Annotated in this window: 14 protein-coding genes; 6 read left to right on the top strand and 8 right to left on the bottom strand. The window is 73.6% G+C overall.

The features are described 5' to 3' along the window. Positions 1–174: 174 nt before the first annotated feature. From GC722_RS00625 to GC722_RS00600, 6 genes are read left to right on the top strand one after another with little or no spacing between them, the layout of a single operon-like run. Complete coding sequence (locus GC722_RS00625) at positions 175–1,503, top strand: ABC transporter substrate-binding protein (protein WP_331714239.1); 1,329 nt, start codon at positions 175–177, stop codon at positions 1,501–1,503. Beyond that, complete coding sequence (locus tag GC722_RS00620; protein ID WP_156607040.1) at positions 1,500–2,447, top strand: carbohydrate ABC transporter permease; 948 nt, start codon at positions 1,500–1,502, stop codon at positions 2,445–2,447. Before GC722_RS00625 ends, GC722_RS00620 begins: the two co-directional genes overlap by 4 nt. Then, positions 2,444–3,382 (top strand): carbohydrate ABC transporter permease, encoded by a 939-nt coding sequence (locus GC722_RS00615; RefSeq protein WP_156607039.1) that lies wholly within the window; start codon positions 2,444–2,446, stop codon positions 3,380–3,382. Before GC722_RS00620 ends, GC722_RS00615 begins: the two co-directional genes overlap by 4 nt. Next, positions 3,379–4,065 carry a hypothetical protein gene (locus tag GC722_RS00610; RefSeq protein ID WP_156607038.1) on the top strand — a complete coding sequence of 229 codons (687 nt, stop codon included), beginning with the start codon at positions 3,379–3,381 and terminating at the stop codon, positions 4,063–4,065. Before GC722_RS00615 ends, GC722_RS00610 begins: the two co-directional genes overlap by 4 nt. A 28-nt stretch (positions 4,066–4,093) precedes the next feature. After that, positions 4,094–6,622, top strand: coding sequence for a GH116 family glycosyl-hydrolase (locus GC722_RS00605; protein ID WP_156607037.1), 2,529 nt, complete (start codon positions 4,094–4,096; stop codon positions 6,620–6,622). Further along, positions 6,619–7,671, top strand: coding sequence for a LacI family DNA-binding transcriptional regulator (locus GC722_RS00600; RefSeq protein WP_331714238.1), 1,053 nt, complete (start codon positions 6,619–6,621; stop codon positions 7,669–7,671). Before GC722_RS00605 ends, GC722_RS00600 begins: the two co-directional genes overlap by 4 nt. A gap of 22 nt (positions 7,672–7,693) precedes the next feature. Here GC722_RS00600 and GC722_RS00595 read toward each other — a convergent pair whose 3' ends face one another. The 8 genes from GC722_RS00595 to GC722_RS00560 form a co-directional block, all read right to left on the bottom strand. Then, positions 7,694–9,517 carry a sigma-70 family RNA polymerase sigma factor gene (locus tag GC722_RS00595; protein WP_156607036.1) on the bottom strand — a complete coding sequence of 608 codons (1,824 nt, stop codon included), beginning with the start codon at positions 9,515–9,517 and terminating at the stop codon, positions 7,694–7,696. A 315-nt stretch (positions 9,518–9,832) separates the two neighbouring features. Beyond that, entirely contained in the window at positions 9,833–16,567 is a 6,735-nt protein-coding gene (locus tag GC722_RS00590; RefSeq protein WP_156607035.1) for a DUF5979 domain-containing protein, read from the bottom strand. A gap of 208 nt (positions 16,568–16,775) precedes the next feature. After that, complete coding sequence (locus GC722_RS00585; RefSeq protein ID WP_156607034.1) at positions 16,776–16,919, bottom strand: hypothetical protein; 144 nt, start codon at positions 16,917–16,919, stop codon at positions 16,776–16,778. After that, positions 16,916–17,974, bottom strand: coding sequence for a glycosyltransferase family 2 protein (locus GC722_RS00580; RefSeq protein ID WP_156607033.1), 1,059 nt, complete (start codon positions 17,972–17,974; stop codon positions 16,916–16,918). The genes GC722_RS00585 and GC722_RS00580 overlap by 4 nt, the downstream gene beginning before the upstream one ends. A 559-nt stretch (positions 17,975–18,533) precedes the next feature. After that, complete coding sequence (locus GC722_RS00575) at positions 18,534–20,003, bottom strand: phytoene desaturase family protein (RefSeq protein ID WP_197429645.1); 1,470 nt, start codon at positions 20,001–20,003, stop codon at positions 18,534–18,536. Positions 20,004–20,005: 2 nt separating this feature from the next. Continuing rightward, entirely contained in the window at positions 20,006–21,214 is a 1,209-nt protein-coding gene (locus tag GC722_RS00570) for an HTTM domain-containing protein (RefSeq protein WP_197429644.1), read from the bottom strand. Next, on the bottom strand, positions 21,211–21,978 hold the full coding sequence (locus GC722_RS00565; protein WP_197429643.1) for a DUF5819 family protein: 768 nt from the start codon (positions 21,976–21,978) through the stop codon (positions 21,211–21,213). Before GC722_RS00565 ends, GC722_RS00570 begins: the two co-directional genes overlap by 4 nt. Before the next feature lie 123 nt (positions 21,979–22,101). Further along, on the bottom strand, positions 22,102–22,525 hold a 424-nt coding region (locus tag GC722_RS00560; protein ID WP_408609283.1), incomplete at its 5' end, for a hypothetical protein.

Below are 22,525 nucleotides of genomic sequence, written 5' to 3'. Positions count from 1 at the left end.
CGAGCCTCAGACCGGGCGGTGTTGGTAACGATTCGGCAACACCGCTGTGACTTGGGTCTCCCCCATTGACGCTGGAGCGCCCCGGGTGTCTACTCCCAAGTAATCGTTTTCAGCCAAAGGGGGCTTGGAATGGTCGGTCGAGGGACGTTCACACGAGGTCTTCCCGGGCAGGGGGTGCCGGGGCTGATGTCCTCGGCGCTGACCCGCCGGAACCTGCTGCGGGGAGCAGGCGGTGCGGCGCTGGCCACGGGGGTCGGGCTGCCGCTGGCCGGCTGCGGAGGTGACGGGGGATCCGGGGGCGGCGGCGGTCAGGCCGGCGGCACGGTGACCTTCGTCTACTACGGCGACGCGGAGGACCAGAAGGCCTACGACGCCCTGTTCAACCGGTTCCGCGAGGAGCACCCGGAGATCGACCTGAAGTTCCAGGGCATCGCCGCGGACTCCTGGGCCGACTTCGCCAACGCGGTGGCCACCCGGCTCGCCGGCGGCCAGCCCGTCGACGTGGTGCAGATCGCCACCGAGGGCCAGCGCATCTTCATGTCCAAGGACCTGCTCGAGCCGCTGGACAGCTACATCGCCAAGGACCAGGCCCTGGTGGACGCCTACTACGCCGACACCCCCGAGCCCATCCGCCGGCTGCTGCAGCAGTACGCCTCCCAGGACGGCCACACCTTCTACATGCCCGGTGGCTACAACACGATGGCGCTCTACATCAACACCGACATCTGGTCCTCCGCCGGCGTCGAGCCGCCCACCGACACCTGGAGCTGGGAGGAGTTCCGGGCCGCCGGTGAGGAGATCAAGGCCAAGACCGGCGCCTTCCTCACCGCCGCCGGCAACGGCTACTTCACCGACGTGATGCCGTGGCTGCTGAACAACGGCACCGCTCCCCTCAGCGAGGACTGGGGCAGCTCCACCCTCAACACCCCCGAGGCCGTCGAGGCGCTGACCTTCGTCCGCCAGCTCGTGGTGGACGGCCTGGCGCCGGAGCCGGGAGGCACCTTCGACGCGCCCACCCAGATGGCCCAGGGCAAGCTGGCCAGCTTCGGCGGGGGCCGCTGGCCCACCAACGACCTGCGGCGGCTGGACTTCATCGAGCCGGTGCAGCTGGTCCGCTGGCCCGAGAACGGCTCGGCCGGCACCCCGGTGGGGTGGGACGCCTTCCCCATCCTGAAGATGTCGAAGAACAAGGACGCGGCCTGGACGCTGATCACCTACCTCATGTCGGAGGAGTTCGGCGACGCGGTCACCACCGGCGGTGGCGCCACGGTGCCGGCGCGGATCTCCGACGCCACCGGGCCGGCGTTCCTCGACGACGCGCCCGAGAACACCGAGCTGCTGGTGGAGCTGCTGGAGGTGGCGACCCCCATCCCCGGACCCGACCGCGGACCGGAGATGCAGATGGTCATCGAGGAGGCGTGGCTGCAGGGTGTGTCGGGCACCAAGGACCCGCAGACGGCCCTGGCCGACGCCGACTCCAGGCTGCAGGGCATGTTCGCATGACCGCGATCGCCCCGCCCCGGGTCGGGGAGGCCGTCCTCGACCCGGGCGGGGGTCGCCAGTCCCGCCCCGCCGGGCTGCCCTCCACCCTCGCCGGGTGGTTGTTCATCAGCCCCGCCCTGCTGCTGTTCCTGGTCTTCATCCTCGGCCCGTTCGTGGCGGCGATGGCACTCAGCCTGTTCGAGTACGACCTGCTGACGCCGGCGGAGTTCACCGGCCTGGCCAACTTCAAGGCGCTGGTGGGTGACGAGCTGCTGCTCAAGGCGCTCGGCAACACCTTCGTCTTCGCCTTCGCCTCGGTGGTCACCCACCTGGTGGGCGGGCTGGTCCTGGCGCTGGCGGTCAACCGGGGGCTGAACCGGGCGCTGTCCTACTTCGTGCGGACGGCGGTGTTCTTCCCCTTCCTGATCTCCTGGGCGGCGGTGGCGCTGCTGTGGCGCTACGTGCTCGACCCGACCTTCGGGCTGGTCAGCCACTACCTCACCCGTATCGGCATCGACCCGCCGGGCTGGTTCACCGACCCGGCGTGGGCGCTGCCCTCGATCATCGGCATCGACTTCTGGCACACCATCGGCTACACGTTCCTGATCATGCTGGCCGGGCTGCAGACGGTCCCCAGCGAGATGACCGAGGCGGCCCGGGTGGACGGCGCCAACGCCGTGCAGTCCTTCTTCTTCGTGACGCTGCCGCTGATGACGCCGACGCTCTTCTTCGCCTCGGTGATCACCTTCATCGGCGCCTTCCAGATCTTCGACCCGGTGCAGATCATCACCTCCGGCGGGCCGGACAACTCCACGATCACCGCGGTCATGTACCTGTACCGGACCGGGTTCCAGGCCTTCCAGATCGGCTACGCCTCCGCCATCGCGCTGGTGGTGTTCGCCGTCATCATGCTCGTCACGCTGCTGCAGTTCTGGGGTTCACGGAAGTGGGTGCACAACGCATGAGCCACACCCCCGCCACCACCCGCCCGGGCACCACGGGCCCGGGCGGCCCGGGCACGACGAGACCGGGTACCGCCTCCGCCGCCGGCACGGCCGCCGCGCCCGGTCGGCGTCGCCGCCTGCGGGTCGGGCGGCTGGTCAAGAGCGTGGTCCTCCTCGTCTTCGGCGTGCTGATGATCGCGCCGCTGGTGTGGATGATCACCACCAGCCTGACCGCGCCCATCGCGGCCTTCACCCTGCCGCCGCGCTGGGTGCCGGTGCCCTTCAGCCTGCAGAACTTCGCCGACGTGGTGGACCTGGTGCCGATCGGGCGCCAGGCCCTCAACAGCCTGGTCGTCACCGTGATCAGCGTGGTGGGCTCGCTGTTCACCGCGTCCCTGGCCGCCTACGCGTTCTCGCGCATCCCGTTCCGCGGCCGCGACCCGATCTTCGTGCTGCTGCTGGCGGCGCTGATGGTGCCGACCCAGCTGACGATCATCCCGATCTTCATCATGATGCGGCACCTGGGCCTGATCGACACCCTGGCGGCGTTGTGGATCCCGGCGCTGGTGAACGTGTTCGCGATCTTCTTCCTGCGCCAGTACTTCAACACGATCCCGCGCGAGCTGGACGAGGCCGCCCGCATCGACGGGGCGGGCCACCTGCGCATCCTGTTCCAGATCCTGCTGCCGCTGGCCGGTCCGGCGCTGTCGGCGCTGGCGATCCTGGGGTTCGAGGCGAGCTGGAACAACTACTTCGGGCCGCTGATCTTCCTCTCCAGCCCCGAGAAGATGACGCTGCCGCTCGGGCTGGTCTCGCTGTCGGCGGGCCAGGGCGGCGGGCCGGCGGTGGTGGTGTTCGCCGGCATCACCATGGTGGTGCTGCCCATCCTCGTCGTCTTCCTGGTCTTCCAGCGCTCCTTCGTCGAGAGCGTGGCCTCGGTGGGGATCCGCGGATGAGCCCGGTGGTCGAGGGTGACGTCGTCCGGCGCGGCGCCGCCCTGGTGTGGCCGGAGCTGCCGCTGCTGGTGCTGGGATCGGTGCCGGTGGCGCTGGGCTGGGCGGCGGTCCGCCAGCTGTCCGACTGGTCCCCGTGGCTGGCCCTGGCGGGCGTGGGGCTGGTCGTGCTGCCGCTGCTCGCCGCCCTGGTGCACGCCTGCTCGGTGCTGCTCGACGGCGACCACGTGGGGGTGCGACGGCTGTTCGCGACGCTACCGGGCACCGCGCTGCGGGCGGCCGGCGTGACCGTGGTGCCCACCACCACCGGGCTGCTGACGCTGGTGGCGGTGCACGCCTGGCAGCTGAGCGGCCAGCCGTGGCTGCTGGCGTCGGTCGCGGTCGGCTGCGTCGCCACCCTCGCGGCCGGCTACGTCGCCGTGGTGGCCGTCCCCTACGCGCTGCGCACCGGGGCCGGGGTCCGGGAGGTCGCGCTGGTGTCGCTCTTCGTGGCCACCCGCAACGCCGTGCCGGTGCTCTCCGTGCTCGCCACGGCGACCCTCGCCGTCCTCGTCGCCGCCCACCTCAGCCTGGCCCTGCTGGTCCTGCTGCCCGCACCGGTGGCCCTGGTGTGGGCGGCGGCCGCCTCCGCCGCCACCGCGCGCAGCCGCGCCCGGCTGGCGCACCCGACTCCCTCTGCCCGCTGAGCACGTCCCCTCCTCACGAAGGAAGCACATGACCTCGACGACCTGGCCTGTCCTGCGCCGCTTCGACGCCGACCACCTCGACCGGATCTCGCTGCCCCTGGGGGGCATCGGGACCGGGACGGTGGGTCTGGGCGGACGGGGCGACCTGCGCGACTTCGAGCTCGGCAACCGGCCCGGCAAGGGCTTCCGCCCGTCCGTGGCCTTCTTCGCGGTGAGGGCCGCCGCCGGCGACGGCGCTCCCCGGGCCCTGGCGGTCGAGGGACCCGTCCCGGTCGAGCGCTACGAGGGCGCCTTCGGCTCCACCGCCCCGCACCACGGGCTGCCTCGTTTCCAGCAGGCGTCCTTCGAGACGGCGTACCCGTTCGGGCAGGTGGTGCTCTCCGACGACACCTTCCCGCTGCAGGTCACCCTGCAGGGGTTCAACCCGTTCGTCTTCACCGACACCGCCACCAGCAGCCTGCCGGTGGCCGTGCTGCGGCACCGGCTGCACAACCCCGGCGGCGAGGACGTCCGGGCGTCGGTGGCCTTCGCGATGAGCAACTTCGTGGGCGCGAACGGCACCGAGGACCGCACCGGCGCCAACACCAACACGGTGCGCAGCAGCGAGCACCTCACCGGCGTGACGATGACCGCGCCGGACCTGCCGGAGCAGGCCGAGGCCGCCGGCGAGGTGACCATGGCCGTGCTCACCGGCCCCGGCACCTCGGTCAGCACCCGCACCGGCTGGGACGACCGCAACTGGGGCAACGGGCTGCTCGACTTCTGGGACGACCTGCTCGAGGACGGCCACCTGGACGACCGCGCGACCGCCTCGCCGCGTCCGGTCGCCTCGCTGGCCCTCGAGGTCGCCGTCCCCGCCGGCGAGACCGTCGACGTCACCTTCCTGCTCACCTGGTGCTTCCCGCACCGACGCGCCTGGCGTTCGGAGGACCACGGCAACATCAGCATCGGCCAGCACAGCGACGACGTGGTCGGCAACGCCTACGCCGTCGCCCACCCCGACTCCTGGCAGACCGCCCTGGAGGTCGCCGAGCAGCTGCCCGAGCTGGAGTCCCGCACGGTGCAGACCGTGGCGGCGGTGGCCGGCGCCGACGTGCCGGCGGTGGTGCGCGAGGCGGCGCTGGCCAACCTCAGCACGCTGCGCAGCCCCACGGTCTTCCAGACCGCCGACGGCGGCTACTACGGCTGGGAGGGCGTCGGCGACCGGGTCGGCAGCTGCTACGGCACCTGCACCCACGTCTGGGGCTACGAGTTCGCCACCACGCTGCTGTTCGCCCCGATCTCGCACTCCTTCCGCCGCACCCAGTACCTGCACTCCACCGACGAGCGGGGGCTTATGAGCTTCCGCACCGGCCTGCCCGCGGAGAAGTACGCCCGGACCTGGGACCTGGCCGCCGCCGACGGCCAGATGGCCTGCCTGGTGCACCTGTACCTGGACTGGCGCCTCAGCGGCGACCGCGAGCTGCTGGCCGAGCTGTGGCCGGCCGCCCGGCGCACCCTGGAGTTCTGCTGGATCCCCGGCGGCTGGGACGCCGACCGGGACGGGGTGATGGAGGGCGTCCAGCACAACACCATGGACGTGGAGTACTACGGGCCCAACCCGCAGATGGGGTCGTGGTACCTGGCCGCGCTGCGGGCCTCGGCCGAGATGGCCGAGGCACTCGGCGAGGCGGACTTCGCCCAGGAGTGCCGCCGGCTCGCCGAGCAGGGGTCGCGGTGGCTGGACGAGAACCTGTTCAACGGCGCCTTCTACGTCCACGAGGTGCGCCCGGTGGCCGACGCCGACCAGGTCGCCGAGGGGCTGCGGCACCGCGACATGGGGGCGTCGAGCACGGCCGAGCCCGACCTGCAGCTGGCGAACGGCTGCCTGGTCGACCAGCTGGTGGGTGAGTACGCGGCCGGCCTGGTCGGGCTGGGCCGGCTGCTGGACCCCGACCACGTCGAGACCGCGCTGCACACGGTGTACGAGCGCAACTTCGTCCGTGACTTCAGCCACCACTTCAACCACATGCGCAGCTTCGTGCTCGGCGGGGAGTCCGCGACCCTGATGTGCACCTACGAGGAGGGTGCCCGGCCCCGACGCCCGTTCCCCTACTTCACCGAGGTGATGACCGGCTTCGAGTACACGGCGGCGACCGGTCTGCTGCAGGTCGGCCGGGTGGAAGAGGGTCTGGAGCTCGTCGAGGCCATCCGCGAGCGCTACGACGGCGCCCGCCGCAACCCGTTCGACGAGGCCGAGTGCGGGCACCACTACGCTCGGGCCATGGCCAGCTGGTCCGCGTTCGCCACCTTGAACGACATCTCCTACGACGGTCGCAGCCAGACGCTGGTGGTCGGCGACCGGGCACCGGCGGGGCAGGCCTTCTGGTCCACCGGCGCGGCCTTCGGCACCTGGTGCCCCTCGACCGCACCGGACTCCGTGGGTGAGCTGACCGTGGTGGCCGGCGAGCTGCCGCTCACCTCGGTGGTGGTGTCCGGCCAGGAGCACCGCCCACCGGCGCCGGTGCTGGTGCCGGGCTCGTCCTGGTCGGTCGGCCCGGGACCCCGGCAGCCGTGAGCGCGCCGGACCGGGGGTGGACGCCCGGGGCCGGCGCAGGCCCGACGGGCGCCCCCCTGGTCCGGATCGTCGACGTCGCGGCGGCCGCCGGCGTGTCGGTGGCCACGGTGTCACGGACCCTGAACGGCAAGGGGCGGGTGGACCCCGTGCTGGCCGGCCGGGTCCGCGACGCGGCCGAGCGGCTCGGCTACCGGCCCAACGCCGTCGCCCGCAACCTGCGCCGGCGCGGCACCCAGGTGTGGGCGCTGATCATCACCGACGTCAACAACCCCTTCTACACCGCGGTCGCGCGGGGGGTGGAGGACCAGGCGAGCCGGTCCGGGTACTCGGTGCTGCTCTGCAACACCGACGAGGACCAGAGCAAGGAGGACCGCTACCTGGAGGTGGCGGCCCAGGAGCGGGTGGCCGGGGTGGTGCTGGCCCCGCGCTCCTCCGACACCGACGTCAGCGGGCTGGTCGGCAGCCGCATCCCGCTCGTCGTGGTCGACCGCGAGCTGTCGCACCCGGCCGACTTCGTCACCGCGGCCTCCTTCGAGGGTGCGGTGATGGCCACCGAGCACCTGCTCCGCGAGGGCTGGCGGCGGCCCGCCTGCGTGACCCGGCCCGCGGACACGGCCACCACCGAGCAGCGCCGGCTCGGCTACGAGGACGTCATGCGCCGGCACGGGCTGCCGCCGCTGGTCCGTCACGTGCCCTTCCACGTCGACGGCTGGACCGAGATCCAGAACACCTTGTTCTCCGCCCCCGAGCCGCCGGACGCGCTGCTGACGGTCGACTCCATGCTCGCCCTGGACATGGTGGCCGGGCTGAAGCGGCTGGGCCGCCGGATCGGCACCGACGTCGGGCTGATCGGCTTCGACGACGCCGCCTGGGCGCCCGTGGTGGACCCGCCGCTGTCCGTGGTCGCCCAGCCGGCCTACGAGATGGGGGTCGCGGCCGCGCGGCTGCTGACCAAGCGGATCCAGGACCCCACGGCCGCCGCGGAGACCCTCACCATGAGCACCACGATGATCGTGCGAGAGAGCTCGCGGCGCGCCGCACCGGCCTGAACGGCCCGACGGGCGAGCCGGCTCAGGAGCGCAGGACCGCGCTGTTGTTGGAAGGGTCCGGGTCCTGCGGGTCGTTCAGCTGGGCCTGACCAGTGAGATTCGGGGTGCTCGTCCGGACGTAGACCTGCACCGTGGTCGACTCGGCTGGCTCGGGGAAGGTGCAGGTGACCGTTCCCCCGGCGACGGAGCAGGCGTCGTTGCCAGTGGCATCACGGAGCCCGTCGACGCTCATCACCAGGACGCTGCTGCTCGTGACGTCCTGCACCGGCACGGTGACTCTCCACCAGCGGAACGCGACCGGAGCGACGTCCGGATCGCCGCCGATACGGGGATCGCCTGGTGCCGGAGTGGGCGTCGGCTCAGGAGTCGGTGTGGGCGTCGGAGTCGGACTCGGCGTCGGAGTGGGCGTCGGCTCCGGAGTGGGCGTCGGCGTCGGCGTCGGCTCCGGAGTGGGCGTCGGGGTCGGCTCCGGGGTCGTGTCCGGTGCCGGCGTGGGGTCGGTGGTGGCGGTCGGAGCGGGCGCCGGCGCGACGGTGGGCCGCGGGCTCGGCGCCGGCTGCGCGGTCGGGCGGGCCGGCGTCGGGGTCGGGGCAGGCGGTGCCGGGTCCAGGGGCGCCGGAGCCGGCGGAGCGGGTGCGGGCGTCGCCGGCTGGGTCGCCGGGCTGAGCGGCTGGACCGGGCCGCCCAGACCTGCTCCGGCGGGCGGCTCGTCCTCGCCGGACTCCTCGTCCGGGTCGGGCTCGGAGCTGGGCTCGTCGGCCCCGGGCTCCGGCTCGGTGCTCGGCGCGGGCGCCGGCGCGGCGGGCGCGCTGGCACTCGGCTCGTCCGGCACCGCCGAGGCGTCGGCCACCTCGGCACCGCCCCGGAGGGCGTTGGCCGCGACGACCACGAGCACCACGAGGGCCACGGCGGCGGCCACGACCAGGGCGGGGAGCGAGAGCGCCGCCCCGCCGGCTGCGGCCGTCGCCGCACCGCCGGAGGAGGCGCTCCCCGACGCCGTCGAGCCCGGGGACCCGGGGGAGGACGCCGTCGCGGCGGCGGCCGGCACGGTCGCGGCCCCGGACAGCGCGTGCACCAGCCCACCGGCGGAGCCCAGCACGGCGAGGGCGACCGCCACGCCGAGGCGGCGGCCGAGCAGCGCGCCCACCTGGTGGCGGGCGTCGGAGCAGTCGTCGCAGTCGCGCAGGTGCGCCTGCACGCGGAGGCGGTCGTCCTCCGCCAGGTCGCCGCGCTCGTAGTCCGGCAGCAGCGGGCGGATCTGCTGACAGTCGGCGGCGACGCCGCTGTCGACCAGCGCCTTGAGGTACTCCTGGGCCAGGCCGCGTCGGGCGCGGTAGGCCAGCGCGGAGACGGCGGAGGCGTTGCTGCCCAGGTGGCGGGCGACCACGGCCGGGGACTCCCCCTCGACCACGGTGTGCCACAGCACCACGCGCCACCGTTCGGGCAGCTCGCCGAACGCCTGCTTCAGGACGTCCAGGCTGATGACCTCCTCCATCTCCTCCGGAGGGGTGGCCGTGACCGAGGTCTGCTCGCGGTCGGTGTAGTCCTCGATCCAGGTGACCCGGGCGTCCTTGCGGGCGCGGGAGGTCCAGGTGTTGCGGACGGCGGTCAGCAGGTAGGGACGGAAGGCGGTCTCGGGGCCCTTGCCCTCACGGAGCTGGGCCAGGGTGCGCGCGAAGGCCTCCGAGACGAGGTCCTCGGCGTCGGAGCGTCCGGCCAGGCCGGTGGCCATCCGGACGGCCGATGCCCGGTGCCGGGAGAACAGCTCGGCGGCGGCGTCCATGTCGCCGCGGCGGACCTCGTTGATGAGCCAGGCGTCGTCGATCTCAGGCACGACCTCGGCCACGCGAGACCCCCTTCTGCAAGCGCCAGGCGTCCGTGACGGAGATCAACACAGCCTTGGACAAAATTCTGGGTTCATGGTGACAGAGAAGGGGGCCACAACCAAGAGGCCGTGACCCCTCCCCTCTGACATCGGGCAGGATCCTCCCGCCGGCGGTGAGGTGCCACCCTCCGGCGGCACCTCTTGGGACGACGACCTGTCCCCCGACCGGGTCTTCGTCCTTCACCAGGAGGACGCGCGACGACGGCGGGCATGACGCGGACCGGTTGTGATCCGCGTCACCCCGCCGCCTCGTCGCGTCGAGCGGGCTCCGCCGGGTCAGCGGCGCCGCCTGCGAGCTGCCACCAGGGCCGCGGCGCCTGCGCCGGCGCTGAGCAGGCCGCCCAGCAGCAGGCTCAGCGCGGTGCCACCCGTGCTGGCCAGCGCGCCGTCGGCGTCTCCACCGACCTGGCCGGTCCCGTCCCCGACCTGCGGGTCCTCGCCGACCGGTCCGGGTGTCGGATCGGGGCCGTCCCCGTCGCCCGCGGGCAGCTCACCCGGAGCGGGGCTGGACGTGGGCGTCGGCTCGGGCGTGGGCGTGGGGGTCGGCTCCGGCGTGGGCTCGGGCGTGGGCGTCGGCTCGGGGGGCGGCGTGGGCTCCGGCGTCGGCTCGGGCTCCGGCTCGTAGGTGTTGGTCACCACCACGGGGGCCGCGACCTCGCCCGCGACGACGACCTCGGCCACGTCGACGGTGGTCTGGTCCGCCCCCGCCGCGTCGGTCTCGACGACGGCGCAGACGGCACCGACGGGCAGCCCGTCCCAGCTGACCACCTCGTCCGCGCGGACCGTGCGAGCCGCTCCACCGGGCACCTCCAACGCGGCCCCGCCCGCGGTCCGCAGGCAGCGCAGCTCGAAGGTGAACTCCGCCCCGGCGGGGGCCGGGCCGACGACCCGCTTGGTGGCCTGCACCGAGCCGACCTCGAAGGTGTTGGTGACCACCACCTGGCTCGGCTGGCCGGCTGCCACCACGAAGGGCCCCTCCGGAGCGACCGTGGACGTGGTCGCGCCCCCGGTCTGCGTCTCGGTGGCCACGCAGCTGGCGCCGTCGGCGAGGTCGCCCACCGTGGCCTCGAGCGGGTGGTCACCGCCCAGCACGACCGTGCCGTCCCAGACCGTGCGTCCGCCGACGGTGCAGACCAGCTGCACCTCGAACGATCCGGTGCCCCAGGTCGCGGCGCCCGGCCCCTGCACCACCTTGGTGATGGTCACCTCCGCGGTCGGGAAGACGTTGGTGAAGGTGACGACGGTCGTGGCGCCGTCGGCGTCGTCGGCGGTCACCGTCACCCGCACCGAGGTCTCCCCCTCGGAGCTGGTGGCGGCGTTCTCGGCGACCACCGTGGTGGCGGACGCACCACCGGTCGCGGTCTCGGTGACGTCGCAGACCGCTCCGGTCGGCACGCCGGTGAGGGTCACCGGCTGACCGGGCACCAGCTCGACCACCATCGGCTCGCCGGCGACGTGGCCGTCGGCCGCCACCGGGCGACCACCCAGCGTGCAGACCACCTCGACGGTGAACGGCCCCTGCTCCAGCGGCTGGCCGGCGGCATCGAGCGGGCCCTCGACCCGCTTGTCCAGCACCAGCGACGCGGCGCCGTAGGTGTTGGTGGCCGTGATCACCGGCACCGTCACGGGGTCGCGCCGGACCGTCACCGACGTGGCGTCGAACCCGGAGGCGTATGAGCCCGCCCGGTCGTCGGCCACGGTGCACGAGGCCCCGTGCGGCAGGTCCTCGACGGTGACCAGCTCACCGGCGCGGACGGTGACGACGCCCCGCTCGCCCAGGTCGACCGGCTCGCCGGCAGAGGTGCACACCACCTCCAGCCGGAAGGTCTCCGGGGCAACGTCGGCGCGCCCACCCTGCACCACCTTGGTGATCTGCAGCGGGCCCGTGGCCAGCGCGACGCCGACCCGGTTGCCCTCGGTGGGCGGCAGGTCGGTCAGCCTCCCCTGGTCGTCGGCCACCGCGGAGGAGGCGACGGTGTTCCAGGCGACCTGGTCGTCGCCGGCGCCCTCGGCCTGGGCCGGGGTGCGCGTGACCAGGTCGACCGTGACCGTGCCGGTCGGGTCGAGCAGGTCCTCGGCGAGGTCGAACTCGAACATCAGCGCCCGCACGTCGGCCGGGTCGGTCTCGTCGGTCAGCGGCTGCCACTCGCCCTCGGCGCAGCTGCGGCCGCGCAGGTCGTCCAGGCAGAGCTCGTCCTGGTCGGTCCAGTACACCCGGGAGTCGCTGACCGTGCCGCCCTCGGCGCCCACCAGCCGGACGTCCTCCAGCAGCGGCCGCCACTGCGAGCCGCGCGGCGACGGCACCATGGCGGCGGTGTCACCGAGGTCGGGCAGCCGGTCGACGGCGCGCACCGTCCGCAGCGGCAGGTTGCCGGTGTTGGTGAACGTCATCCGCCAGGTGACCTCGCTGCCCGGGGCGCTGACCGGCACGCAGCCGGCGCGGTGGAAGCCGTCCTCGTCGGGCTCGCAGCTCCCGCTGGCCCGGGTGTCCAGGACGTCCAGCTCCTCCTCGGCGCGGACGGTCTTCTCCCCCCGTAGGGCACCGCCGACGATCGGGTGCACCGTGGTGTCGTCGGTGCACCGGCCGTCCTCGGCCAGCGTGCCCCGGCACTCGTCCCAGGGGCGCTCACCGGTGATGCCGGTCACGTTGGTCACCTGGGTGTTGCCGGGCAGACCCGGGCGGAAGCGCATCTGCACCCCGACGGTGTAGGTCTGGCCGACCTCCAGCACCGTGCCCGGCGGGAAGGTGAAGGTGATCAGGTCGCCTTCCTCGCTGAGCACGGCCTGCACGCCGTCGAGGCCCAGCTCGGTCGGCATCGCCGGGCCGTTCGCGGGCTCGGGAGCCGCCCCCTCGAGCTCGAAGGAGTAGACGTCCTCCGCCTCGGCCTCGGGGTCGAGCTGCAGCAGCGGCCCGCTGCCGTCGGTGGGGATCCGGTCGGTGATCACCGGGTCCACGACCGGCACGTCACCGGTGTTGGTGAAGGTCAGCTGGAACGGGATCACCGCCTGCGGCTGGCGCCCACCGGCCGGGGTCTTGGTGACCTCGACGGAGTTGCGGGCGTGCCGGTAGGTGATGGTGTCCTCGGCCTCGTCGGAGGCGCTGAGCGGTCCGTCCGGGCCCTGCTCGCGACCCCGCACCGTGGTGCTGACCCGGTTGCCGGCCTGGCCGGTCACCTCCTCCCCCGGCGCCGGCACGCTGCCGGCCAGGGTGGAGGGCACCGGGCCGCCGGTGTGCAGCTCGAGCCGCCGCTGCACCAGCAGCGGGATGCTCTGCGTCGGCGTGGCGGGGTTCTCCCAGATCCGGCCGTCGGCGCGCACGAAGGTGAACCGCAGGCCCTGCACCTGCTCCGGCGCCACCCCGGCGGGGAGGGCCGGTGCGGTGGCGGAGGTGCCCTCCTGCCAGGTCGCCCCGACCAGGCGGACGTCGCCGTCGACCACCGTGAAGGTGCCGCCGGTGAGCACGTCCACCCTCACCCGGTCGATGGGTGCGGTGAGGCGGAAGCCGTCGGCGAACCCGACGAAGTCGTACTGGTTGAAGAACCCGGCGTCGCTGTCCTCGACCACCATCTCCGCGGTCCGGGTCGGCCCGCTGGGCCGGCCGGTCAGGGTCATGGTGACCGGCTCGCGCCGCGGCTCGGTCTGGGTGTCGGGCTCGAAGACCTTGGTGGTGGTGACGCCGATGCCCTGGGCGCGCAGCTCGACGGAGGCGTCGTCGCGGTCGGTGAAGGTGTCGGTCGGCACGTCGTGGTGGACCAGGTCCTCGCCCAGCACGGTGGCGGCGTTCTCCACCACCTGCCCCGGCTGGGGCGCCTCACCGGTGGTCCGGGCCGCGGGGCGGAGCCGGGTGTCGAAGGTGACCTGCGCCCTCGCCCCCTCCACGATCCGGCCGCTGTAGACCACGGTGAACCCGGTCACGTCGGCCAGGCTCGCCGCGTCGGCGGCCAGGGCTGCGGCGTGGTCGAGCTCGACGGTGGAGCCGTCGGCGCGCACCAGCCGCACCACCACCGTGCCGGCGCCGATCGAGGCCGGTGCGGTCAGCGAGGTGAAGTCGGTCAGGTCGAACACCTCGAAGGGGTCCGTCCCACCGGAGGGCTCGGTGATCGTCAGCTGGTCGATCCGGCGCGGGGTGGTGTTGACGGCCACGATGCTGGCCCGGCCCGACGGGTAGGCCGCCGGGTCGGTGCCGGGCACCGGGACGCCCAGCGGGCCGCCGGACCAGGTCTTGTCCACCGTGACGGACAGGTTCACCTCGACGATGGTGATGACGTCGGAGGCGTCGTCGCCGACCACGGGCTGGCCGTCGGTGTAGCCGGTGGCGCGGGCGTCGTTGCGGACCTCCCCGGGCTCGCCCTCGTTGTAGGTGCTGCCGCTGAGCACCGGCACGCGCGGGTCCGAGCGCAGCTCGTCACGGACGGCGAGCACCAGGTGGACGTGACGGTCCAGCTCGAAGGTGCGGGCCACGCCGCTGCCCACGGCCGGGTCGGTGATCCGCTCGACCCGCTCGGCGCGGGTGGGGCTCTCGGCGTAGACGAGCCGGACCCCGATGGTGGAGGCGCGCTCCTCGGCGCTGAGCGCCACGCCGGGGAAGGTCCCGTCGCAGGCCGCGGGACAGGGGTCGGCGTCGGCGCGCACCCACTGCTGGCTGGTGGCGTCGAACAGCTCGACCCGCTCGACCCGGTCGAAGCGCAGCAGCGGGTCCTGCTCAGCGGTGATCCGGTCGACCCGGACCAGGTCGAAGGTGTCGAAGACGGTCTCGGCGACCCGGTCGGCGGCGGGGTCGGGGACGTCGCTGAGGACGACCTCGTCCAGCCCGGAGCGCCCGGCGGTGGACCAGGACAGGGTCAGCCCCGCCTCGTCACCGGTCCGCTCGCCGACGGTCTTCGGCTGGTCCCAGTCCTTCTCCAGCAGGTCCCCCTCACCGGGGACCACCGGCACCAGCTCGACCGACGGGCACGGCTGCGGGGTGCTGGCCCGGTCGGCGGTGGCGGTGGCCGCGCTCGCGTCGCTGGAGGCGCAGTTCTCCACCGTCGCGGCCTCGTTCGGCGTGCCGGCCGACAGCGCGACCACGACGTTGGGGTTCACCTCCTGACCCGGCGGGAACCCGGCATCGCTGGTGTAGACGAAGCGCAGGCCGCGGACCTCGAGGTCGCCGGGGACGGTGGCGGTGAAGGTGGTGGGGCCGGCGATGCCGACCATGCCGGGCACGTCGGCCCAGCTGCCGTCGGGCCGCAGGTGCTGCACGGTCATCTCCGCCTCCGCGGGGACCGGCGTCTGGACGATGCTGCGTGCGTCGAAGGTCTGCCACCAGGCGTTGTCGGGGTCGTCGTCGGCGGGGTCGGAGACGACCAGCCGCGTCGCGTCCACGGTCGAGGACGGGAAGTCGGTGATGCGGCCGCTGAGCTGGATGACCGCGGTCTCACCGGGGACGGCCGGGATCCGGCTGGGCGAGATCCGCTTGCCGACCTCGACGGAGAGCCGGTCGACGATGGTGGTCACCCGGTCCGTGGCGGTGTCGGAGCCGGTGTAGCCGCCGGGAGCGGCGGAGTCCACCCGGACCTGGTTGTCGTGGCTCAGCTCGTCCACCTGCTGGCCGGTCGGCGCGGTCACCTCGAAGGGCACGACGGCCTCGGCGCCGGCGACCAGCTCACCGGTGAAGGTGACGGTGAAGCCTGCGACCGCGCAGCCCTCGGGAGCGCTCGGCAGGGTGTCGACCACCTCGGTGGACGTCTCGGCGGTGCCGTCCGCGCACCGCCAGGTCACGGCGGCCTGCTCGGCCCCCGACGGCCACACGACGCCCTCGGAGAAGCCCTCGAAGCGGAAGCCGCGGTCGGTGAAGAAGTTCTCCTCGCCGCCCGGCTCGGTCAGCGAGAGGGAGTCCAGCACCCGGCTGCTGGTGTTGGTGGCACCCAGGGTCACGGTGGTGCGGCCACCGGCGACCACCTCACGCGGCCGGATCGTCTTGCTGGCCTCGACCGGGATGCTGGCCTCGACCACGGTGTACTCCGCCGATCCGGTGGCCGGCTCGGAGCCGCCGTCCCCGACGGCGACGACGGCCGAGGCCACGTTGGGCACCACGCCCGGCTGCGCCTCCGCACGCTGCTCCAGCGGGACCTGGATGCGGCCCCGGGCCGAGACGCCGATCGGCTCGTCGTCGGTGCTGACGAAGGTGACGCGGAGCCCGGTCACGTCACCGGGGTCCACGCCGGAGGGGAAGGCGCCGCCGTCACCGGCGGCGACCCAGCTGCCGTCGACGAGGTACTCGACGTCGGCGCGCTCGGCGCCGGCGGGCAGCTCGACCACCGGCGCCGCGGTCAGCGCCAGGCTGTCGAAGGGGGCGCCGCCGGGCTCGGCCGGGTCGGTCACGGTCAGGGTCTGCACCCCGACGTTGGAGTCGTTGCCGGCCTCCACGGTCAGCGTGGTGGCCTCACCGGGACGCAGCACGGCTTCGTCGGGCGCGAAGGACTTGGTGACCTCCGCGGCCAGGTCGACCGCGACCTCGGGCACCACGGTGAAGGAGTCGCTGACCTCGTCGGCGTTGTCGGCGGTCGCCGTGGCGGTGTTCACCAGCTCGGTGCCGCTCACCGACGCCGGCACGTCCTCGCTGAGGCGCACCGGGATCAGGATGGTGGCCGTCGAGGCGTCCTCCATGCCGACCGCCCCGGCCGGCTCGGTGAGCGGGTTGCGGAACTCGACGGTGATCGGCGACTCGTCGCGGACCACCACCTCACCGCCCCCGGTCACCGAGATCTCGCCGCCCGTGCGCTCCACCCACTCCGGCAGCGGGTCGGTCACGGCGGCGTCGGTGCAGCCGCCGAACTCGGTGTTGATGCAGGTCACCTGCACCCGGTAGACGAAGGACTCCCCCGGCTGCAGGGTGGCACCGGGCTCGAGCCCGTCGGCGCTCTTCTCCAGCGTCAGGTAGGCCTGGTTCTCGGCGTGGGCCGGAGTGGTGACCGCGCCGCCGAGGGCCACCAGGGTGGCGAGCAGCACCAGGAGGATGCGTCGTAGCACCCCGGATCCCGCGGTGAGGTGTGCGGTGGGCGGGCTCGGGTGCGGAGACGACGTCATCGACCGGTGCTTTCTCGAGTTGCGTTCACTACCTGGATGGGACCTGCGGCGACGGGTCCCCCGATCCCGTCCCGCAGCGTTCCGGTACGAGGACGCGCCCTGCCCGCCGCCATGACGGCGACGGGCTGTGAGGCGCGTCACACCGGCAGGCTCAGTCCCTCGCCCTCCGGGCCAGTCGGCCGAGGCCGAGGACCGTCGCGCCGACGGCGATCAGCACGAAGCCGAGCACGAGGTGGTTGAGTCCGACGATGGCGCCGGTGGCGGCCAGGGAGGCGGCGGGTCCGTAGTCGTTCATGCAGTCACTTCCTTCAGGTGGGTCCACTCCACACGGCGGGAGCGGAGGACTTGGTACCAGGACGCGAGGTAGACGGCCTGGAGGAACAGGGCGTAGCAGAACTCGGGGAGGAACAGCGCGGAGAGGAACCGCTGGCGTACGGTCGAGCCCCGCCACGCCGTCCCCACCCGCTCCGCCCAGAACACGAGCCCCAGCAGCAGCCAGGCCGGGTGCGGGTGGAAGCCGAAGAGCGCGGTGTTGAGCACGGTGGCCAAGAGGTAGAGCGACATCCCGATCACGCCCAGCAGCAGCAGCGCCTGCTGCAGGAAGTAGCGGATCGTGACCCGGCTGACGGGATAGGTCTTGAGGGTCTCGATCGCCCCGGCGTACCAGCGCAGCCGCTGGCGCCACAGGTCCTGCCAGGTGGGCATGGTCTCGGTCGTGGTCGAGCACCGGATCGGGGAGCAGAGCTTCCACCCCAGCGTCTTGATGGCCAGGGTGATCTCGAAGTCCTCGGTGAGCGCGTCGGTCCGGTACACGTCGCCACGCACCCCTGGCACCGTGTCGCCACGGGCCTCGGAGAGCTGACGCAGGACCTTGCCCCGGATCAGCGCCGCGGTGCCGCTGAGCACCCAGACCTTCCCGGTGGAACGCAGCTGCTCCCGGTACCGGCTCCACTCGCAGGCCTGGAACGTCTCCAGCAGGGAGGTGGTCGGACCGGCGCCGAACACCGCCCCCACCGCACCGATGGAGGGGTCGCGCAGCCGCTCGAGGGCGGTGGGCAGGAACTCGGGACCGAGCGTGGTGTCGGCGTCCATGATGAGGAGGAGGTCGTCGTCGCCGAAGTCGACGGCCCGGAGCGCCTGGTTCAGGGCACCGGCCTTGCGGGCCCGGTTGTCCTGGGTGAGGAAGACCTCCGCCCCGCAGGCGCGGGCGATCTCCGCCGTCCGGTCGGTGCAGTTGTCGCAGACGACCACGACGCGGTGGGGTGAGGAGGCCGAGGACCGCAGGCTGCGGATCGAGCTCTCGATGGAACGTTCTTCGTCGTGGGCGGGCAGGAGCGCCACGATGGACATGAGGATGGGCCTTTCGACATCAGCGCGATGCGCCTGCTGCTGCTGACTCCGCACCCGTGGGCAGGCTCCAGACGCGCTCGGCGGTGGAGCCGAGCACGTGGGTCCACGCGCGTGCGGGGTCGTCGGTCGGTCAGGTCGCCTGCTCGTCCGTCAGGTCGCCTGCTCGTCAGGTCGGCGACCACGTCGACCGGGCCTGCGGGGCCACGGGTCACGGGTCGGCGACCGGGGCCGCCGGCCGGTCGCGGTCACGGCTGCGGCCGGTCGGTGCCGGTCAGCGGTGCCGGGAGTCCCCGGCCAGCCGCCTCCGGATCAGCCCGGTGGCCGCGGCGGACGAGCGCCCGTCGACCGGTTGCGGCCGTGATCTGGGCGCGCGGGAACACGCGAGGTTGTGCTCATGCTGGTGCTTTCTCGAGTCCGTCGCTGGGATGGAACATCCCGACGACGACGAGTCCCCCGACCCCACCGGCTGTTCCGGAGTAGAGACGTGCGAGGTGCGTCGCCATGACGGCAGCGCCGCGTGACGTGGATCACCTGGCCCGGAGCCGGCAGGCGGGAGCCGTCAGACCTGGTCGGGGCGGGGGGCCAGCGACGGCAGCGGCAGACGTCCGCCGAAGGTGTGACGGAGCGCCGAGCGGGCGGCGTGCCAGCCACCCATGCCGTGCACCCCGGGGCCGGGTGCGGCGGCCGAGGAGCACAGGTAGAGGTCGGTGCGCCCCACCCGCCAGGGGTCCAGCGCGGGCACCGGGCGCAGCAGCGTCTGCCGGGTGGACAGCGCGCCGGCGTAGATGTCGCCGCCGCGGTAGTTGTCGTTGTGGCCGGCGAGCGTGGCGGCGGGACGGGCGGCGTGCCCGACCACCAGGTCGCGCACCCCGGGGGCGTGGCGCTCGAGCTCGCGCAGCACGATCTCGGTCGGGTCGATCGGGCAGCCGGTCGGCAGGTGGGCGTAGGCCCACACGACGTGGCGCCCGGTCCGGCTCCGGCTGGGGTCCAGGTCGGTGGGGCACGACACGAGCAGGACGGGGTGCTCGGGGACGCGTCCGGCGTGCACCTCCCGCTCGGCGGCGGCCATCTCGGCGTGGCTCCCGCCCAGGTGGACCGTGGAGGCGCCGTGCAGCCGCGGGTCGCTCCAGGGCAGCGGCGCCGACAGCACCAGGTCGACCTTGCCGACCGCGGCCCCGGTGCGGTGACCGCGGGCCCTCGCCCGGTAGGACGCGGGGACGGCCGTGCCGGCGATCTCCAGCAGCCCCGGCAGGGAGGTGTCGAACAGGACGGCGTCGGAGGGCGGCAGGTCGGCGAGGCGGCGCACCGGGGTGCTGCAGTGCAGCTCGGCGCCGTGGGCGAGGGCGTCGTCCACCAGCGCCCGGACCACCGCGGACGCGCCGCCCCGGGGGACCGGCCAGCCTGCGGTGTGGCCCTGCACCGCCAGAGCCATCCCGGTCAGCGGCGCGCTGAGCGCCTCGAAGCGGTGGTTGACGTGGCTCGTCGGGCCGGCGAACAGGTCGCGGGCGTCCCCGCGCAGGGCCCGCAGCGCCGGCAGGGGCTGCCACTGCCGCGCGGCCGGCAGCCCGAAGCGCAGCGCCGTCGCCGGCTGGCGGACGGCGCCGAGCGGGTTGCCGCCGGTGAGCCGGGCGACGGCTCCGGCGCGTTCCACCAGGGGCGCGAACACCCGCCGCCAGCCGGCGCCGTCGCGGCCGAGGCCCTCCACCGTGCGGGCGAGGTCGTGGTGGGCCAGCAGGGCGTCGCGGCCCACCCGGGCCTGGCCGTAGCTGATCTCGGGCACGACCAGCTCGACCCGGCGGGCCAGCTCGAACGCGGTGAAGAAGGGCGAGGTCAGCACCCCCGGCACCACCGCCGCGCAGGGGTCGTGGACCGTGCCGGGCTCGACCAGCTCCTCGGTCCGGCACCCGCCGCCGGGGGTGTCGGAGGCCTCCAGGACGCGCACCGTCAGCCCGGCCCGGGCCAGCACGACGGCGGCAGCCAGCCCGTTGGGGCCGGCGCCGACGACGGTGACCGTCCCCCGGGCAGCCACGGTCAGGCGCTGGTGGAGGTCGGGGCCAGGGACGGCTCAGCGGCGGCGGCCGGAGCGCCGGCCGGTGCCGGCTCCTCCGGCGGGGCCGGGTCGCCGCCGGCGGACGCCCAGGCGCCCCGGACGTACTCCGCCGCCCAGCGCCAGGTGACGTCGCGGATGAAGATGGAGTCGATGGCCACCATGGCCAGCGAGAACCAGGGCAGCCCCATCAGCACGGCGATGCCGACGTGGAAGCCGAGGATGCCGAAGAGCCCGATCACCCGGGTGAAGCGCTGCAGCAGCATCAGCGGGAAGCACAGCTGCAGGATGATCGAGGCCCACGAGACGGCCGTGACCGCCGGCGTCCACGCGGTGAGCAGGTCGCTGAGCTCGGGCCAGGTGCCGAAGCGCAGGGTCTGCAGCGGGTTGTAGATGGCGTAGCCCTGCTGCCACGGGGTGCCGCCGGCCTTGTAGAGGGCGCCGGAGGCGTAGACGAAGCAGACGTGGCAGGTGAGCGTCACCAGCACCAGGTTGTGGGCGGTGTTGGTGGCCCAGGAGGGCAGCAGCGGCTCGCCGGCCCACCTGCGGGCGAGCCAGCCGCGGCCGGGGTCGACGGGCCGGGAGCGGCGCCGGGCGTCCAGCGACCAGCGCATCGCCGGGTCGGCGAAGAGCAGGGCCAGCAGGACCATCCGGTACATGTTGTCGCCCTGGTCGCCCAGGGAGTCGTTCATCTCGATGAAGCTGACCCAGCCGACGAAGAAGACCGGCAGCACGATCCGGGTCCGCCAGCCGAGGGTGAAGGCGACGGCCAGGAGCAGCAGCACCAGGTAGGCCACGGTGAAGGCGACGTCGTGCAGGGCGATGCGGTGGAAGAGGCTGAACAGCCAGATCTTCGGGAAGTCGCTGATCGGCTCGGCCGCCTCGCCGTTCCAGGCCGAGCCGCTGCCGAAGGCGTACAGGCGGGTGCTGAAGTTCGACACCAGCAGACCGATCGCGGTCAGCCCGAGCAGGATGCGGGTCACCGCCAGGCCGTAGGTGGCGTGCTTGCTGTCCACCAGCCAGCGCTCGGTGAAGCCGACGACGCGGGCCACCAGGCCTGCGACGAGCTCGACCAGGGACTGCACGAGGTGGCCGACGAAGCGGCCGAGCCGGCGTCCCAGGGTGGAGCTGGACGAGGGCGGAGAGCCGGTGGCCGGCTGCTGGGTGGTCGGGGTCGACGTGTCGGTGCTCACTGGCCGGACTCCTCGAGTGCCTCGCGGAAGACCTCGGTGAAGTTGTCGCGGTCCTGCCCGGGCTCCTCGACCGGTCCGCGGAAGCCGATCGGGGCGGGCTGGACCGGTGGGCGCTCGGCACCGGCGTCGTGCCGCTGGGCGAACGGGACGACGTTCTGGCGGCTGACGACGAACTGGACGGCCACCACCTGGTCGCCGAAGGCGGCGTAGGCGACCTGGGTCGCGTAGGCGGTGGTGCTGTGCTCGATCTCGAGGTACTCCCGGGCCTCGTCGGTGTCGCCGGCGGCCAGCAGCGCCTGCCGCAGGCGCGGCTCCCAGTCCCCGCCCTTGTAGAAGCCGAGCTCGGCGACGTCCTTCTGCTCGGTGGAGAGGTCGTCCCAGGCACCCTTGAAGCGGGAGGCCAGCTCGGTGGACTGGATGCCGGCCCGGGGCGGAGTCAGGTTGTGCTGGATCATCGAGATCTCGGCGGCGGTGGCGTCGACCCACTCCGTGCTCCGCTCCTCGCCGCCCTCGGCGACCGTGGCGCGGACCTGCAGCCGGTAGTCGCCGTTGATCGGCTCCGGGGCGAAGACGCTCCAGCTCTGGCCGAACATGGGGATCATCCAGCCCTGCAGCACACCCGGCGGGTAGAGCTGCCGCAGCCCGGAGGCCGGGGCGATCCAGAGGAACGTGGAGAAGATGTGGAAGGCGGTGATGGCGGCGGCCAGGGCGACCAGTGCCCTGACCCACCAGGGTCGCCGGGCAGCGGTCACGGTGTCGGACACGGCCGGTCCTCTCGGTGGTGCGGGGTGGGACAGGCGCAGCCTAGGACGGCTGCGACACGGATGACAGGCGACAGGGCCCGACCTCCGGAGAGGTCGGGCCCTGACGTGCACCTGCCGTGGAGATCAGGCTCCGTGACCCCGGCGACGGCGGGCCGCCACCAGGGTGGCGGCGCCGGCGACCGCCAGCAGACCACCCAGGGCGACCACCAGCGGGGACACCGGCGCACCGGTGTCGGCGAGGTCCCCGCCGCCAGCCGGAGCTCCGGCGTCGGCCGCGCCCACGCCGTTGGCGGCGGAGCTGGTCGAGCCCTGTGCGTCCATCTGCGCGGTACCGGCGTCGGCCGCTCCCACGCCGGTCACGTCGGCGCTGGGGTCGGCGTCGTCGTCACCGGAAGCGCTCGCGGCGCCCACCGCGGCCGCGCCGGCGTCAGCATCTGCGGCCGCGTCGACCGAGGCATCGGTCGAGGCGTCGGCGATCGCGGCGGCCTCAGCGGCCGAACCGGAGTCGGCGTCCGCCGCAGCAGAGGCCTCGGCGGCGGTGTCGTCG

Origin of the sequence: Auraticoccus cholistanensis (genome assembly GCF_009742705.1) — a bacterium.
Lineage (GTDB): Bacteria > Actinomycetota > Actinomycetes > Propionibacteriales > Propionibacteriaceae > Auraticoccus > Auraticoccus cholistanensis.
This window is presented reverse-complemented; position numbering and strand designations above follow the sequence as displayed.